General features: G+C 41.9%; 12 protein-coding genes, 7 tRNA genes and 3 rRNA genes. 20 read left to right on the forward strand and 2 right to left on the reverse strand.

All coding sequences use genetic code 11. The features are described 5' to 3' along the window. Positions 1 to 85 precede the first annotated feature (85 nt). The 7 genes from tnpA to ACWPVZ_RS01680 all read left to right on the forward strand — a co-directional run bounded on the left by tnpA (position 86) and on the right by ACWPVZ_RS01680 (position 6156). A complete protein-coding gene (gene tnpA, locus ACWPVZ_RS01650) occupies positions 86 to 550 on the forward strand; it encodes an IS200/IS605 family transposase (RefSeq protein ID WP_414341212.1) in 465 nt (154 codons plus the stop codon). 277 nt (positions 551 to 827) lie between these two features. Continuing rightward, a complete protein-coding gene (locus ACWPVZ_RS01655; protein ID WP_014633924.1) occupies positions 828 to 2003 on the forward strand; it encodes an ABC transporter substrate-binding protein in 1176 nt (391 codons plus the stop codon). Between the two features lie 43 nt (positions 2004 to 2046). Further along, entirely contained in the window at positions 2047 to 2931 is an 885-nt protein-coding gene (locus ACWPVZ_RS01660; RefSeq protein WP_002890014.1) for a branched-chain amino acid ABC transporter permease, read from the forward strand. A 3-nt stretch (positions 2932 to 2934) separates the two neighbouring features. Beyond that, a complete protein-coding gene (locus tag ACWPVZ_RS01665; RefSeq protein ID WP_037600371.1) occupies positions 2935 to 3885 on the forward strand; it encodes a branched-chain amino acid ABC transporter permease in 951 nt (316 codons plus the stop codon). A gap of 2 nt (positions 3886 to 3887) precedes the next feature. Then, a complete protein-coding gene (locus ACWPVZ_RS01670) occupies positions 3888 to 4652 on the forward strand; it encodes an ABC transporter ATP-binding protein (protein WP_021143582.1) in 765 nt (254 codons plus the stop codon). After that, the gene (locus ACWPVZ_RS01675) at positions 4652 to 5362 is read left to right on the forward strand and encodes an ABC transporter ATP-binding protein (protein ID WP_002883761.1); all 711 of its coding nucleotides are present in this window, start codon (positions 4652 to 4654) and stop codon (positions 5360 to 5362) included. Before ACWPVZ_RS01670 ends, ACWPVZ_RS01675 begins: the two co-directional genes overlap by 1 nt. Positions 5363 to 5496: 134 nt before the next feature. Continuing rightward, positions 5497 to 6156 carry a CBS and ACT domain-containing protein gene (locus ACWPVZ_RS01680; protein WP_002890017.1) on the forward strand — a complete coding sequence of 220 codons (660 nt, stop codon included), beginning with the start codon at positions 5497 to 5499 and terminating at the stop codon, positions 6154 to 6156. Positions 6157 to 6302: 146 nt separating this feature from the next. On the opposite strand, the gene cysK is transcribed toward ACWPVZ_RS01680, so the two are convergent. After that, positions 6303 to 7229, reverse strand: a complete 927-nt coding sequence (gene cysK / locus ACWPVZ_RS01685) for a cysteine synthase A (protein ID WP_002890018.1) — start codon at positions 7227 to 7229, stop codon at positions 6303 to 6305. A 101-nt stretch (positions 7230 to 7330) separates the two neighbouring features. Continuing rightward, on the reverse strand, positions 7331 to 7957 hold the full coding sequence (locus ACWPVZ_RS01690; RefSeq protein ID WP_021143583.1) for a YigZ family protein: 627 nt from the start codon (positions 7955 to 7957) through the stop codon (positions 7331 to 7333). A gap of 54 nt (positions 7958 to 8011) precedes the next feature. Between ACWPVZ_RS01690 and ACWPVZ_RS01695 the strand changes: the two genes are divergently transcribed. From ACWPVZ_RS01695 to ACWPVZ_RS01755, 13 genes are all read left to right on the forward strand, one after another. After that, on the forward strand, positions 8012 to 9331 hold the full coding sequence (locus tag ACWPVZ_RS01695) for a DEAD/DEAH box helicase (RefSeq protein WP_414341103.1): 1320 nt from the start codon (positions 8012 to 8014) through the stop codon (positions 9329 to 9331). Beyond that, positions 9312 to 9974, forward strand: coding sequence for a ComF family protein (locus ACWPVZ_RS01700; protein ID WP_414341104.1), 663 nt, complete (start codon positions 9312 to 9314; stop codon positions 9972 to 9974). Before ACWPVZ_RS01695 ends, ACWPVZ_RS01700 begins: the two co-directional genes overlap by 20 nt. A 78-nt stretch (positions 9975 to 10052) precedes the next feature. Then, complete coding sequence (gene hpf, locus ACWPVZ_RS01705) at positions 10053 to 10601, forward strand: ribosome hibernation-promoting factor, HPF/YfiA family (protein ID WP_002883786.1); 549 nt, start codon at positions 10053 to 10055, stop codon at positions 10599 to 10601. A 417-nt stretch (positions 10602 to 11018) separates the two neighbouring features. Then, positions 11019 to 12566: ribosomal RNA gene (locus ACWPVZ_RS01710) — 16S ribosomal RNA — on the forward strand. Positions 12567 to 12620: 54 nt separating this feature from the next. Next, positions 12621 to 12693, forward strand: a tRNA-Ala gene (locus ACWPVZ_RS01715). 146 nt (positions 12694 to 12839) lie between these two features. Continuing rightward, positions 12840 to 15739 (forward strand): 23S ribosomal RNA (locus ACWPVZ_RS01720). An 83-nt stretch (positions 15740 to 15822) separates the two neighbouring features. Then, positions 15823 to 15938 (forward strand): 5S ribosomal RNA (gene rrf / locus ACWPVZ_RS01725). The 16S, 23S and 5S rRNA genes sit together here with 7 tRNA genes alongside, the layout of an rRNA operon. Before the next feature lie 5 nt (positions 15939 to 15943). Next, positions 15944 to 16016: transfer RNA gene (locus ACWPVZ_RS01730), tRNA-Val, on the forward strand. A 2-nt stretch (positions 16017 to 16018) separates the two neighbouring features. Then, a tRNA-Asp gene (locus tag ACWPVZ_RS01735) sits at positions 16019 to 16091 on the forward strand. 19 nt (positions 16092 to 16110) lie between these two features. Continuing rightward, a tRNA-Lys gene (locus ACWPVZ_RS01740) sits at positions 16111 to 16183 on the forward strand. Positions 16184 to 16188: 5 nt separating this feature from the next. Beyond that, a tRNA-Leu gene (locus ACWPVZ_RS01745) sits at positions 16189 to 16270 on the forward strand. Between the two features lie 12 nt (positions 16271 to 16282). Continuing rightward, positions 16283 to 16355 (forward strand) — tRNA-Thr (locus ACWPVZ_RS01750). A gap of 7 nt (positions 16356 to 16362) precedes the next feature. Next, positions 16363 to 16434, forward strand: a tRNA-Glu gene (locus tag ACWPVZ_RS01755). The last annotated feature ends 29 nt before the right edge of the window (positions 16435 to 16463 follow it).

Genomic DNA, 16463 nt, shown 5'->3' on the forward strand with positions numbered 1-16463 from the left:
AGGTTATACCGTCATAACAAAAAAACTCCAAACGAGTTACAATATAGGTGTTCAAGCCAATTGTAAAACGAAAGGAGTTAAGACTATGGCGCAAAAAGCTCACAGTTTATCACATACAAAATGGATGTGTAAGTACCACATTGTATTTACACCTAAGTATAGACGAAAAATAATCTATAATCAATATAGGAGTAGTCTGGGAGAGATTTTTCATAGACTATGCCAATATAAAGGCGTTGAAGTCATAGAAGGCCACTTAATGCCAGATCATGTTCATATGCTAGTAAGTATTCCACCACGAATGAGTGTAGCTAGTTTTATGGGATATTTAAAAGGTAAAAGTGCATTGATGATGTTTGATAAACACGCTAATTTAAAATATAAATTTGGTAACAGACATTTTTGGGCAGAAGGTTATTATGTAAGTACGGTAGGACTTAATGAATCCACAATTAAGAAATATATTCAGGAACAAGAGAAGCATGATATCGCTTTGGATAAATTAAGCGTTAAAGAATATGAAAATCCCTTTAGGGATAATGGTAAGTAATGCGAATGCCTCTTTGAGAGGCTTGTGACGAGTCAAAAGCAATAAGGCTTGAACAAAGTGAAAGCCAGCGTCTTTAGGCGCTGGCTGGTATTATGGGCTTATAGCCCTTGCTCAAACCACCCGTTAGACGGGTGGTTATGATTTTTCAAAAAGTTATTCTTAAAGTAATGGAAACGATTACTGTGGCTAAAGCTTAGTTATGTGTAGTTGACAATTGTCTGATAATTCTGTAAGCTATAAGGTGGACTTTTTTAAGAAAATATTAAGGAGAAATCTTATGTCTAAAAAGATCACACTTATTGTGTTAGCCTTTTTTGCTTCCATTTTCTTGGTTGCCTGTGGCAAGTCACCAGATGTGACTGCTAATGCCAATGGTACTAAGATTGGCGATACCATCAAAATTGGTGTTAATATGGAGTTGACAGGTGCCGTTGCAGCCTATGGTAAGGCAGAGCAAAATGGTATTAAGTTGGCTGTTGATGAAATTAACAAAGCTGGTGGCGTCGATGGCAAAAAACTTGAGCTTGTCACAAAAGATAATAAATCTGAAAACGCTGAAGCTTCAACCTCTTCAACGAACTTGGCTATTCAGAGTAATGTAAATGCTATCGTTGGTCCAGCGACATCAGGTGCTGTCGCTGCGGCTAGCCTCGTATCACAAAAAACAGGGGTTCCTTTGTTGACACCTTCTGGTACTCAGGATGACCTTACGGTAGATGCTAACGGAGCTAAGAAATTTGTTTTCCGTACAACCTTTAAAGATAGCTACCAAGGTAAAGTTTTGGCAGCTTATTCTTACAGTAATTTGAATGCTAAGAAAGTAGTTCTCTACTATGATAATGCTTCGGATTATGCTAAGGGGATTGCAGATGAATTCAAGCGTGAATATAAAGGTAAAATCGTTACTGAAGCTACCTTTGCTTCAGGTGACAAGGACTATCAGTCAGCTTTGACTAAATTTAAAGACCTTGATTATGATGCGATTGTAATGCCTGGTTACTATACTGAGACTGGTATTATCACTAAACAAGCACGTGACCTTGGAATTGATAAACCAATCCTTGGACCTGATGGATTCAGTGATGCGAAATTCACTGAGCTTGCAGGTAAAAAGAATGCGTCAAACGTCTACTATGTATCAGGATATTCAACAAATGTTTCTCTTTCTGACAAAGCATCAGGATTCATCGAAGCATATAAAAAAGCTTACAAAACTGAACCAAATATGTTTGCTGCTCTAGCGTACGATTCAGTTTATATGATTGCAGAAGCATCTAAAGATGCGAAAACATCAGTTGATATTGCTGATAACTTAGCACATTTGAAAAACTTTGTCGGGGTTACTGGTAAAATGACGATTGATAAGGATCATAACCCTATTAAAGCAGCTCTTATGGTTAAAAGAGATAATGGTGAAGAAGTTTCAGCGGAAGCCGTTGAAATTGAAAAATAATCTATTATCTATACTGAAAATGAACTAGAAAGTTTGGTTATATATGTTTTTTGAACAACTTCCCCAACAACTAGTCAATGGTATTATCTTGGGTAGTATCTATGCCCTACTTGCCCTTGGATATACCATGGTTTATGGGATTATCAAATTGATTAACTTTGCCCATGGAGACATCTATATGATGGGTGCCTTCGTTGGTTACTATGCGATTAATAGCCTTGGAATGAATTTCTGGGTTGCCCTTGTCTTTGCTATGCTTGTCTGTGCGATTTTAGGGGTTGTTATTGAGTTCTTGGCTTATCGCCCGCTCCGTAATTCGACACGTATTTCTGCCTTGATTACAGCTATCGGTGTCTCATTCTTCCTTGAGTACATCATGGTTCTATTTGTAGGGGCAGATACACGTTCATTCCCTCAAAAGATTGCAATTGAGACTTATCATCTTGGATCAATCTCTGTAACAAATGTGCAATTGCTTATCTTGGTAGTTGCGCTTGTGCTTATGGTTGCTCTTCAATTGATTGTTAAAAAGACTAAGATGGGTAAAGCTATGCGTGCCGTATCTGTAGACAGTGATGCCGCTGAATTGATGGGTATTAATGTTAATAACACTATTAGCTTCACTTTTGCTCTTGGATCATCACTAGCAGGGGCAGCGGGTGTCCTTATTGGTCTTTACTATAACTCTATCGAACCTCTTATGGGTATGACGCCAGGTATTAAAGCCTTTGTTGCCGCTGTTCTTGGTGGTATCGGTATTATCCCTGGTGCAGCACTTGGTGGATTTGTTATCGGTATTTTGGAGACATTATCAACTGCAATTGGTTTGTCAAGTTACCGTGATGCCATCGTTTATGGTGTCTTGATTGTTATCCTTTTGGTTCGCCCAGCGGGTATCCTCGGTAAAAATGTGAAAGAGAAGGTGTAAGACATGAAGAAAAATCTAAAAGTAAACCTTATTTGGTTTGGTCTTATCATTGGGCTCTTCCTTGTTTTGAAAGCTCTTGAACTTTCAGGTATCATGAACCTTTACTATATCCAAATCTTAATGGGGATTGGAATCTCAATCCTTATGGGACTTGGTACTAACTTGGTTCTTGGTTTCTCAGGGCAATTTACACTTGGGCAAGCTGGTTTCATGGCAATTGGTGCCTATTCATCAGCTATCATCACTGGTATGATGCCAACATATGACGGTTTCTACCTCTCAATGGTTGTCGGTGTCATCATCGCAGCTATTGTTGCCCTTATCTTTGGTCTACCTACCCTTCGTTTGAAAGGTGACTACCTTGCCATTGCAACTCTTGGTATGGCTGAAATCATCCGTATCATTATCGTTAATGGTGGTGAATTGACCAATGGTGCCGCTGGTTTGACAGGTATCCTTCCCTATACTAGTTGGCCTGTAATTTATTTCTTTGTGGTAATCATTACAATTTTGGTGCTTAATTTCTTACGTTCAGCAACTGGACGTCAAGCAATCACTCTTCGTGAAGATGAAATTGCTGCTGAGTCAATGGGTGTTAATGTCACAAAAATGAAGGTTCTTATCTTTGTTATCGGTGCCATGATTTCAGCGATTGCTGGCTCACTTTATGTCAGCTACATCGGTACAGTCGTGCCAAAAGACTTCACCATCATGAAATCAATTGATTACCTTATCATTGCCGTTCTTGGTGGTCTTGGATCTATCACAGGTACTATCATTGCCGCTGTTGTTCTTGGTATTATCAACATGTTCCTACAAAATGTTTCAAACCTTCGTATGATTATTTACGCCTTGGCTTTGATTCTTGTAATGCTCTTCCGTCCAGGTGGACTTCTTGGAACAAAAGAACTCTATCTCTCAAAATTCTTCAATAAATCTAAGGAGGGCAAATAAAAATGGCACTTCTTGAAGTTAAAAATCTGACTAAAAATTTCGGTGGTTTGACTGCCGTTGGTGATGTTTCAATGGAACTCAATGAAGGTGAGTTGGTTGGGCTTATCGGACCAAATGGTGCTGGTAAAACAACCTTGTTTAACCTTTTGACAGGTGTCTATGAGCCAAGTGAAGGGACTGTTATACTTGATGGTACAGTCCTAAACGGTAAAGCACCTTATAAAATCGCTTCACTCGGTTTGTCACGTACTTTCCAAAATATCCGTCTTTTCAAAGACATGACTGTACTTGAAAACGTTCTTGTTGGTTTATCAAATAAGCAACCTTCAAATTTCTTTGCATCTCTTTTGCGTTTGCCTAAGTACTATTCAAGTGAAGAAGAGTTAAAAGCAAAAGCTATGAAACTGTTGGCTATCTTCAACTTGGATGGTGAGGCAGATACACTTGCGAAAAATTTGGCTTACGGACAACAACGTCATTTGGAAATTGTTCGTGCACTTGCAACAGAACCAAAAATTCTTTTCCTTGATGAACCAGCTGCGGGTATGAACCCACAAGAAACAGCTGAACTGACTGCTCATATTCGTCAAATTCAAAAAGACTTCGGAATTACCATCATCTTGATTGAGCACGATATGAGTTTGGTCATGGATGTTACTGAGCGTATTTATGTTTTGGAATATGGACGCTTGATTGCCGAAGGAACACCTGATGAAATTAAGAATAACAAACGCGTTATTGAAGCTTACTTGGGAGGTGAAGCATAATGGCAATGTTGAAAGTTGAAAATCTCTCAATTAAATATGGATCGATCGAAGCTGTAAAAAACGTCAGCTTTGAAGTTAATGAAGGTGAAGTCGTAACTCTTATCGGAGCTAACGGTGCAGGTAAGACATCAATTCTTCGTACCATCTCAGGTCTTGTTCGTCCAACTGAGGGAACCATTTCTTATCTTGGAAACGACATCCACAAAACACCAGCACGTAAGATTGTTGCCGAAGGTTTGGCTCAAGTACCTGAGGGACGTCATGTATTTGCAGGATTAACCGTAATGGAAAATCTTGAAATGGGAGCTTTCCTTCATACAAATAAAGAAGAGAACGCAGCTCTCTTGAAAAAAGTCTTCCAACGTTTCCCACGTCTAGAAGAACGTAAGAATCAAGATGCAGCGACACTTTCTGGTGGTGAGCAACAAATGCTTGCAATGGGTCGTGCCCTTATGAGTCGTCCAAAACTTTTGCTTTTGGATGAACCTTCAATGGGACTTGCTCCAATCTTTATTCAAGAAATTTTTGATATTATCGAAGATATTAAGGCGCAAGGAACTACAGTTCTTTTGATTGAACAAAATGCCAATAAGGCTTTGTCAATTGCTGATCGCGGTTATGTTCTTGAAACTGGTAAAGTGGTTCTTTCAGGTACTGGTGAAGAACTTCTTGCATCAGATGAAGTTCGTAAAGCCTATCTTGGAGGATAAGAAAAAGCGCCCGAGGGCGTTTTTCTATCGTCTTATGCTGATTGTAAAATACTAATTTTTCAGTAAAATATTGCAATCGGTTTCAATTAGTGTGGTATAATACAAGTAAGAAATCATTCGGAGGAAAATGAAACATGGCAGTAAAAGATTTTATGACGAAACGTGTAGTTTATGTCTCACCAGAAACAACAGTTGCAGCAGCTGCAGATATTATGCGTGATAAAGGTTTGCGCCGTTTGCCAGTAATTGAACACGATAAACTTGTTGGGCTTGTTACAGAAGGTACAATGGCGGAGGCCTCACCATCAAAAGCAACAAGCTTGTCAATTTATGAAATGAATTATCTCCTTAATAAGACAAAAGTAGGAGATATCATGATCAAGAATGTCCTTACTGTTTCCAAATATGCTAGCCTTGAGGATGCAATCTATATCATGCTTCAAAATAAGGTTGGAGTCCTTCCAGTTGTGGACAATGACCAAATTTCAGGAATTATCACAGATAAAGATGTCTTTCGTGCTTTCTTGGAAATTTCTGGTTATGGTCAAGCTGGAATTCGTATTGGGTTGGAAGTTACAGATACTCCACGTGTTTTGGAAAAAATTGCGAACCTTATTGCTAGTGAGAATCTCAACATCGAACGTACAATTGTTGCCCCTAAAAATGACACTGTACTTCGTGTTGAACTTCAAGTTGAAGGAGAGATTGGGATTGAACAACTCAAGAAGGTTTTTGTAGAAGCAGGATTTACAGTTACTGAAATTGCAGAAACAGAAGCAAAAGAGTTAGACTAATAACAAGGATAAAAAACAGAAAGTTTGTAGGAACAGTTCAGTGGAAATGAGATTAAAATCCTTACTTTTCTAGTAATTGATGAACTACAGGCTTAACTTTATACAATAAAAAGAGGCTAGAGCATTATGCTCCAGCTTCTTTTTTATTATTCTTGAGAATCGTAAAGTGTTGTAGAGAGGTAGCGCTCACCATTGTCAGGCAAGAGTGTCAAGACTTTTTTGCCTTCGCCAAGCTCAGCGGCAACCTTTAGGGCAGCAGCAATAGCAGCACCTGATGAGATACCAGCTAGGAAACCTTCTTGGCTACCCAATGTACGTGATGTTGCGATAGCTTCATCAGAAGGAATACGCACAACACTGTCATATGATTTTGTATCCAATGTGTCAGGAATGAAACCAGTTGAGATACCTTGGATTTTGTGTGGTCCTGGTTTATCACCATTCAAGACAGCAGATTCGTCAGCTTCGATACCATAAACCTTGATATTTGGATTGGCAGCCTTAAGGGTTTTTGAAACACCTGAAATAGTACCACCAGTACCGATACCAGCAACAAAAGCATCCAAACCTTCTGCACCAAAATCTTCAAGAATTTCTTGGCCAGTTGTAGCCGCATGAACAGCTGGGTTTGATGGGTTAGCAAATTGAAGAGGTACCCAACCATTGCGTTCAGCAGCAACTTCTTTAGCCTTAGCAATTGCACCCTTCATTCCTTCGCTACCAGGAGTCAAAACAAGCTCAGCTCCATAAGCTTGGATGATTTTACGACGTTCAACACTCATTGTATCAGGCATTACGATAACAACTTTATAGCCTTTAGCAGCACCGACCCAAGCAAGACCGATACCAGTGTTACCTGAAGTTGGTTCAACAATGGTATCACCAGGTTTAATCGTACCAGCTTTTTCAGCATCTTCAATCATACGAAGAGCAATACGGTCTTTTACTGAAGAACCAGGGTTGAATGCTTCGAGTTTAACGTAAACATCTGCTGATCCTTCTGGAACAATAGAGTTAAGTTTAATAACAGGTGTTTTTCCAACAAGTTCGGTAATTGAGTTGTAAATTGTCATATTTAAAATCCTCTTAATCTTTGATTGATGGTTCTAAGTATACGACGGTAGGGCCAACTTGTAAAATACATCTTCTTTATCACTGTGATAACGTTTGACTATCAGATAGGAATTTCAACGATTTTCTTTCCAGATTTTTCATAAGTAACTTTCCCTTGATAGAATTCGGTTAGTTCCTGACCGAGTCTTTCAATCTCAGACTCTTCGACAAATAAAGTAGTAGAAACATCTGATAAGAAAGTTGTATCAAATTCTTGGAGTCCTTCTTTTTCAAGGAAGTTGGAAAAGACTTGGTATTGAGAGTAGGTTAACTCTACGGTTAGTCCTGTTAATTCCTTGACTTCAACTCGGCCAATCTCTTCAATAGCATGGGCAACGCTACCAGAGTAAGCTCGGATAAGACCACCTGCCCCAAGCTTGATTCCTCCAAAATAACGAGTCACAACTGCTACGACATTAGTAAGACCTTGTTTTTCTAGAACAGTAAGCATAGGAACCCCAGCTGTTCCAGAAGGTTCACCATCATCACTGGAACGCTTAATTTGGCCATCATCACCAACGATTATTGCAGAGCAAGAATGATTGGCCTTGTGATGCTGTTTCTTAATCTGAGCGATATATTCTCTTCCTTCTTCCTCACGGCTGATACGTTTCAAGTGACAAATAAAACGAGATTTTTTTATTTCTTCTTCAACGATTCCATCGTTGGCAATAGTTTTGTAATCCATAAAAAAATTTTATCATAAAAAGATGAATTCAAACATATTTTCGAATAGAAAGATATGGTACCTAAAGAATATTATGGACGACTATTTACGAAAGAGCAGTTGCCAGTGAACTATCACCCAGAGGCTTTAACATTAGAAAGTATGATAAAGGTCGATAAACAACTTAGATGTAAAAGATGTTACAGTCGGATAGAGGAAGATTGGCAATTACCGGGAGGTCAGTATTATTGTAGAGCATGTATTGTCTTTGGTAGAAACCAAGAAGGAAAAGAACTTTATTATTTTCCTTCCAAAACATCAGAAATTGAATTTCCTGTTTTGAAGTGGTTTGGAGAACTGACTCCCTATCAAGCTAAGGTCTCAGAGAAACTTTTGAGAACTTATCAAAAACAGAAAGATAGTCTCGTACATGCTGTGACCGGTGCTGGTAAGACAGAAATGATTTATAACATCGTTGCCTATGTTCTGGAAAATAAAGGTCATGTAGCTATCGCAAGTCCTCGGGTTGATGTTTGTCGAGAATTATTTCTACGTATGAAGAGGGATTTTACTTGTAGTATTTCCCTGCTTCATGCTGAGAGTGAACCATATGATGGTAGTCCGCTTGTAATAGCTACCACACATCAACTACTAAAGTTTTACCAGAGTTTTGACTTAGTTATTGTAGATGAAGTAGACGCATATCCTTTTGTAGGAAATGTCATGTTAAATCATGCTGTAGAACAGGCGAAGACCCAAACCGGTCGATTTATTTACTTAACAGCGACTTCAACATTATCTTTAGAAGAGCAAGTTCGACTTGGGACTTTAGAAAAGCATCACCTTGCTAGACGTTTCCATGGAAATCCTTTAGTACTTCCTAAATTCTTCTGGCAAGGCAGATTACAAAAATCTCTGACAAGAGGTAACCTTCCAAGACCTCTTCTTTATCAGATTAAAAAGCAACGTAAATCAAAATTTCCTCTATTAATCTTCTTTCCAAATATAGCGATAGGTGAAAAGTTTACAAGTATTCTACAAAAATATCTTCCAGATGAAAAAATGGCCTTTGTTTCCTCAAAAAGCGAGGAGCGTTCAACTATCGTAGAGAAGTTCCGAGAAAAAGAACTGTCTATCTTAGTTACAACAACTATCCTCGAACGTGGTGTAACCTTTCCACAAGTAGATGTTTTTGTTTGTATGGCAAATCATCACTTATACACTAGTTCGAGTCTTATTCAGATTGGAGGTCGAGTTGGAAGATCACCAGATAGACCGACAGGAAAGCTTTATTTCTTTCATGAAGGACTATCCAAATCAATGCTTCGGTGTCGAGAAGAGATAAAGGTTATGAATAAAAAAGGAGGGTTTAACAATGAAGTGTCTGCTATGTAATGATTGGATTGAATCACTACCAAAATTAAGAGACCTCATTATGTTTAACCAAAGAAAAGAGTACTCTTGCCGATCTTGTAAACATCAGTTTAAAAACCTCTCAAAAGAAAGATGTCAAAATTGTAACAAAGAGTTATATGGAGATGCTTGTATTGATTGTAAACTTTGGATGAAAAAAGGCTATATTCCTAAGCACCTTGCTATTTATCGATATGAGGAAAATATGAAAGAGTATTTTAGTCGCTATAAATTTATGGGAGACTATTGTCTTAGAAAAATATTTCAACAAGATATTAAAAACAGCTTAAAACCATTTTTGAAGAAAGGTTATACCATAGTGCCAGTCCCATTATCGGAAGAACGCTTGGCAGAAAGAGGATTCAACCAAGTTGAGGGATTGATAGAGGGAATTCCCTATCGAGATATCTTTGAGAAAAGAGATATTGAGAAGCAATCCTCAAAAACACGCGAGGAGCGTCTAAGTCAAGATAATGCTTTCTGTCTCAAGGAAGGTATAAATCTACCAGATAAGATTATTATAGTGGATGATATCTATACAACGGGTTCCACTTTATATCAGATGGTTCAACTGTTAGAAGGTATAGGTATTAAAGAAGTTTTGACCTTTTCACTAGCTAGATAATAAAAATCCTTGCAAATTTTCATGAAAAGGATATAATAAAGATAAAGAAAACGCTAACAAGCGAGAAAGAGGTCTTTTATGATTAAATATAGTATCCGTGGCGAAAACATCGAAGTAACTGAAGCACTTCGTGACTATGTTGAAAGTAAACTTAGCAAAGTTGAAAAATACTTCAACGAAGACCAAGAATTGAATGCACGTGTAAATCTTAAGGTTTATCGCGAAAAGACAGCTAAAGTAGAGGTTACTATTCCAACAGGTTCTGTAACACTAAGAGCAGAAGATGTTTCGCAAGATATGTATGGTTCTATTGACCTGGTGGTTGATAAGATTGAAAGACAAATCCGTAAAAACAAAACAAAAATTGCACGTAAGCATCGTGAAAAAGTTCCAACAGGAGAAGTATTCTCAGCTGATTTTAATAACGAACAAGTTGAAGAAGCACCAGCTGTTGAAGTTGTAAGAACTAAAAACATTGAGTTGAAACCAATGGATGTTGAAGAAGCCATCCTTCAAATGGAATTGTTGGGTCATGACTTCTTTATCTATACTGATAGTGAAGATCATACAACTAATGTTCTCTATAAACGAGAAGACGGTAACTACGGTCTGATTGAAGCTAAATAATAAAAAAGGGAAGTAGGTTGAGAAACGTGCTTCCTTTATTTTTTTTAAAACCCTATTGACAAGTATTGATTTAGGTGATAAGATATAAAAGTTGTCTTAACAGACTTGCCACAAACTTGAAAAGGTTCCAAAACTTTAAAAAAGTTATTGACAAGATAAGTCAGAGATGATATTATAAATAAGCTGCTTCGGAAGGGGCGGCGAACACGAGAAGTGAAAAAACTTCAAAAAAAGTGTTGACAAGCTATTCTAGATTTGCTAGAATATAGGAGTTGTCTCAAGAGAGACAAAGACCTTTGAGAACTGAATAAGAAACCAAGTGCAGGGTTATGATAGAAGAAATTATAACCTGTCAATTTACAAGAATAAATCGTCAGATGACGGAAATGAGTTAACGCTCGAACAATTATTAAAGATTTTAATGAGAGTTTGATCCTGGCTCAGGACGAACGCTGGCGGCGTGCCTAATACATGCAAGTAGAACGCTGAAGAGAGGAGCTTGCTCTTCTTGGATGAGTTGCGAACGGGTGAGTAACGCGTAGGTAACCTGCCTTGTAGCGGGGGATAACTATTGGAAACGATAGCTAATACCGCATAACAATGGGTGACACATGTCATTTATTTGAAAGGGGCAATTGCTCCACTACAAGATGGACCTGCGTTGTATTAGCTAGTAGGTGAGGTAACGGCTCACCTAGGCGACGATACATAGCCGACCTGAGAGGGTGATCGGCCACACTGGGACTGAGACACGGCCCAGACTCCTACGGGAGGCAGCAGTAGGGAATCTTCGGCAATGGGGGCAACCCTGACCGAGCAACGCCGCGTGAGTGAAGAAGGTTTTCGGATCGTAAAGCTCTGTTGTAAGTCAAGAACGAGTGTGAGAGTGGAAAGTTCACACTGTGACGGTAGCTTACCAGAAAGGGACGGCTAACTACGTGCCAGCAGCCGCGGTAATACGTAGGTCCCGAGCGTTGTCCGGATTTATTGGGCGTAAAGCGAGCGCAGGCGGTTTGATAAGTCTGAAGTTAAAGGCTGTGGCTCAACCATAGTTCGCTTTGGAAACTGTCAAACTTGAGTGCAGAAGGGGAGAGTGGAATTCCATGTGTAGCGGTGAAATGCGTAGATATATGGAGGAACACCGGTGGCGAAAGCGGCTCTCTGGTCTGTAACTGACGCTGAGGCTCGAAAGCGTGGGGAGCGAACAGGATTAGATACCCTGGTAGTCCACGCCGTAAACGATGAGTGCTAGGTGTTGGATCCTTTCCGGGATTCAGTGCCGCAGCTAACGCATTAAGCACTCCGCCTGGGGAGTACGACCGCAAGGTTGAAACTCAAAGGAATTGACGGGGGCCCGCACAAGCGGTGGAGCATGTGGTTTAATTCGAAGCAACGCGAAGAACCTTACCAGGTCTTGACATCCCGATGCTATTTCTAGAGATAGAAAGTTACTTCGGTACATCGGTGACAGGTGGTGCATGGTTGTCGTCAGCTCGTGTCGTGAGATGTTGGGTTAAGTCCCGCAACGAGCGCAACCCCTATTGTTAGTTGCCATCATTCAGTTGGGCACTCTAGCGAGACTGCCGGTAATAAACCGGAGGAAGGTGGGGATGACGTCAAATCATCATGCCCCTTATGACCTGGGCTACACACGTGCTACAATGGTTGGTACAACGAGTTGCGAGTCGGTGACGGCAAGCTAATCTCTTAAAGCCAATCTCAGTTCGGATTGTAGGCTGCAACTCGCCTACATGAAGTCGGAATCGCTAGTAATCGCGGATCAGCACGCCGCGGTGAATACGTTCCCGGGCCTTGTACACACCGCCCGTCACACCACGAGAGTTTGTAACACCCGAAGTCGGTGAGGTAACCTTTTGGAGCCAGCCGCCTAAGGTGGGATAGATGATTGGGGTGAAGTCGTAACAAGGTAGCCGTATCGGAAGGTGCGGCTGGATCACCTCCTTTCTAAGGAAAAACGGAATGCACTTGAGTTTCTTATTTAGTTTTGAGAGGTCTTGTGGGGCCTTAGCTCAGCTGGGAGAGCGCCTGCTTTGCACGCAGGAGGTCAGCGGTTCGATCCCGCTAGGCTCCATTGAATCGAAAGATTCAAGTATTGTCCATTGAAAATTGAATATCTATATCAAATTCCATATGTAATTAATTACATATAGATAGTAACAAGAAAATAAACCGAAACGCTGTGAATATTTAATGAGTTAGGTCGCAAGACCAAAATAAGGTTAAGTTAATAAGGGCGCACGGTGGATGCCTTGGCACTAGAAGCCGATGAAGGACGTGACTAACGACGAAATGCTTTGGGGAGCTGTAAGTGAGCAATGATCCAGAGATGTCCGAATGGGGGAACCCGGCAGGTAATGCCTGTCACTCATTACTGTTAAGGTAATGTAGAGGAAGACGCAGTGAACTGAAACATCTAAGTAGCTGCAGGAAGAGAAAGCAAAAGCGATTGCCTTAGTAGCGGCGAGCGAAACGGCAAGAGGGCAAACCGAAGAGTTTACTCTTCGGGGTTGTAGGACTGCAACGTGGACTTAAAGATTATAGAAGAACTACCTGGGAAGGTAGGCCAAAGAGAGTAATAGCCTCGTATTCGAAATAGTCTTTATGCCTAGCAGTATCCTGAGTACGGCGAGACACGAGAAATCTCGTCGGAATCTGGGAGGACCATCTCCCAACCCTAAATACTCTCTAGTGACCGATAGTGAACCAGTACCGTGAGGGAAAGGTGAAAAGCACCCCGGGAGGGGAGTGAAATAGAACCTGAAACCGTGTGCCTACAACAAGTTCGAGCCCGTTAATGGGTGAGAGCGTGCCTTTTGTAGAATGAACCGGCGAGTTACGATATGATGCGAGGTTAAGTTGAAGAGACGGAGCCGTAGGGAAACCGAGTCTTAATAGGGCGCATTAGTATCATGTCGTAGACCCGAAACCATGTGACCTACCCATGAGCAGGTTGAAGGTGAGGTAAAACTCACTGGAGGACCGAACCAGGGCACGTTGAAAAGTGCTTGGATGACTTGTGGGTAGCGGAGAAATTCCAAACGAACTTGGAGATAGCTGGTTCTCTCCGAAATAGCTTTAGGGCTAGCGTCGATGTTAAGTCTCTTGGAGGTAGAGCACTGTTTGGGTGAGGGGTCCATCCCGGATTACCAATCTCAGATAAACTCCGAATGCCAACGAGATATAATCGGCAGTCAGACTGCGAGTGCTAAGATCCGTAGTCGAAAGGGAAACAGCCCAGACCACCAGCTAAGGTCCCAAAATATATGTTAAGTGGAAAAGGATGTGGGGTTGCACAGACAACTAGGATGTTAGCTTAGAAGCAGCTATTCATTCAAAGAGTGCGTAATAGCTCACTAGTCGAGTGACCCTGCGCCGAAAATGTACCGGGGCTAAAACATATTACCGAAGCTGTGGATACCTTTATAGGTATGGTAGGAGAGCGTTCTATGTGCGAAGAAGGTGTACCGTGAGGAGTGCTGGAGCGCATAGAAGTGAGAATGCCGGTATGAGTAGCGAAAGACAGGTGAGAATCCTGTCCACCGTAAGACTAAGGTTTCCAGGGGAAGGCTCGTCCGCCCTGGGTTAGTCGGGACCTAAGGAGAGACCGAAAGGTGTATCCGATGGACAACAGGTTGATATTCCTGTACTAGAGTATATAGTGATGGAGGGACGCAGTAGGCTAACTAAACCAGACGATTGGAAGTGTCTGGCCAAGCAGTGAGGTGTGATATGAGTCAAATGCTTATATCTATAACATTGAGCTGTGATGGGGAGCGAAGTTTAGTAGCGAAGTTAGTGATGTCACACTGCCGAGAAAAGCTTCTAGCGTTAATTATACTCTACCCGTACCGCAAACCGACACAGGTAGTCGAGGCGAGTAGCCTCAGGTGAGCGAGAGAACTCTCGTTAAGGAACTCGGCAAAATGGCCCCGTAACTTCGGGAGAAGGGGCGCTGACTTATGGTCAGCCGCAGTGAATAGGCCCAAGCAACTGTTTATCAAAAACACAGCTCTCTGCTAAATCGTAAGATGATGTATAGGGGGTGACGCCTGCCCGGTGCTGGAAGGTTAAGAGGAGTGCTTAGCGTAAGCGAAGGTATGAATTGAAGCCCCAGTAAACGGCGGCCGTAACTATAACGGTCCTAAGGTAGCGAAATTCCTTGTCGGGTAAGTTCCGACCCGCACGAAAGGCGTAATGATTTGGGCACTGTCTCAACGAGAGACTCGGTGAAATTTTAGTACCTGTGAAGATGCAGGTTACCCGCGACAGGACGGAAAGACCCCATGGAGCTTTACTGCAGTTTGATATTGAGTATCTGTACCACATGTACAGGATAGGTAGGAGCCTATGACCTCGGGACGCCAGTTTCGAGTGAGGCGTTGTTGGGATACTACCCTTGTGTTATGGCTACTCTAACCCAGATAGGTTATCCCTATCGGAGACAGTGTCTGACGGGCAGTTTGACTGGGGCGGTCGCCTCCTAAAAGGTAACGGAGGCGCCCAAAGGTTCCCTCAGAATGGTTGGAAATCATTCGCAGAGTGTAAAGGTATAAGGGAGCTTGACTGCGAGAGCTACAACTCGAGCAGGGACGAAAGTCGGGCTTAGTGATCCGGTGGTTCCGCATGGAAGGGCCATCGCTCAACGGATAAAAGCTACCCTGGGGATAACAGGCTTATCTCCCCCAAGAGTTCACATCGACGGGGAGGTTTGGCACCTCGATGTCGGCTCGTCGCATCCTGGGGCTGTAGTCGGTCCCAAGGGTTGGGCTGTTCGCCCATTAAAGCGGCACGCGAGCTGGGTTCAGAACGTCGTGAGACAGTTCGGTCCCTATCCGTCGCGGGCGTAGGAAATTTGAGAGGATCTGCTCCTAGTACGAGAGGACCAGAGTGGACTTACCGCTGGTGTACCAGTTGTTCTGCCAAGAGCATCGCTGGGTAGCTATGTAGGGAAGGGATAAACGCTGAAAGCATCTAAGTGTGAAGCCCACCTCAAGATGAGATTTCCCATGATTTTATATCAGTAAGAGCCCTGAGAGATGATCAGGTTGATAGGTTAGAAGTGGAAGTGTGGTGACACATGTAGCGGACTAATACTAATAGCTCGAGGACTTATCCAAAGAAAGTAACTGAGACATATTGACAACGATTTGGTTTCTTGATACAGTATAGATGTTCAATTTTGAGTTGAGAATACTCAGAGTTAAGTGACGATAGCCTAGGAGATACACCTGTTCCCATGCCGAACACAGAAGTTAAGCCCTAGTACGCCTGATGTAGTTGGGGGTTGCCCCCTGTTAGATACGGTAGTCGCTTAGCACAAAGGGAGTTTAGCTCAGCTGGGAGAGCATCTGCCTTACAAGCAGAGGGTCAGCGGTTCGATCCCGTTAACTCCCATAGGTCCCGTGGTGTAGCGGTTATCACGTCGCCCTGTCACGGCGAAGATCGCGGGTTCGATTCCCGTCGGGACCGTTCAAGTAGAAATATTTGAGACTCGTTAGCTCAGTTGGTAGAGCAATTGACTTTTAATCAATGGGTCACTGGTTCGAGCCCAGTACGGGTCATATATGCGGGTGTGGCGGAATTGGCAGACGCACCAGATTTAGGATCTGGCGCTTAACGGCGTGGGGGTTCAAGTCCCTTCACCCGCATTAGAAAAGTTAGCCGGCTTAGCTCAGTTGGTAGAGCATCTGATTTGTAATCAGAGGGTCGCGTGTTCAAGTCATGTAGCCGGCATAAAGATGGTCCGTTGGTCAAGGGGTTAAGACACCGCCTTTTCACGGCGGTAACACGGGTTCGAATCCCGTACGGACTATATTTTTGAGTGACTTAGGTTACTCTTTT

Source organism: Streptococcus sp. Marseille-Q6379 (assembly GCF_965119505.1).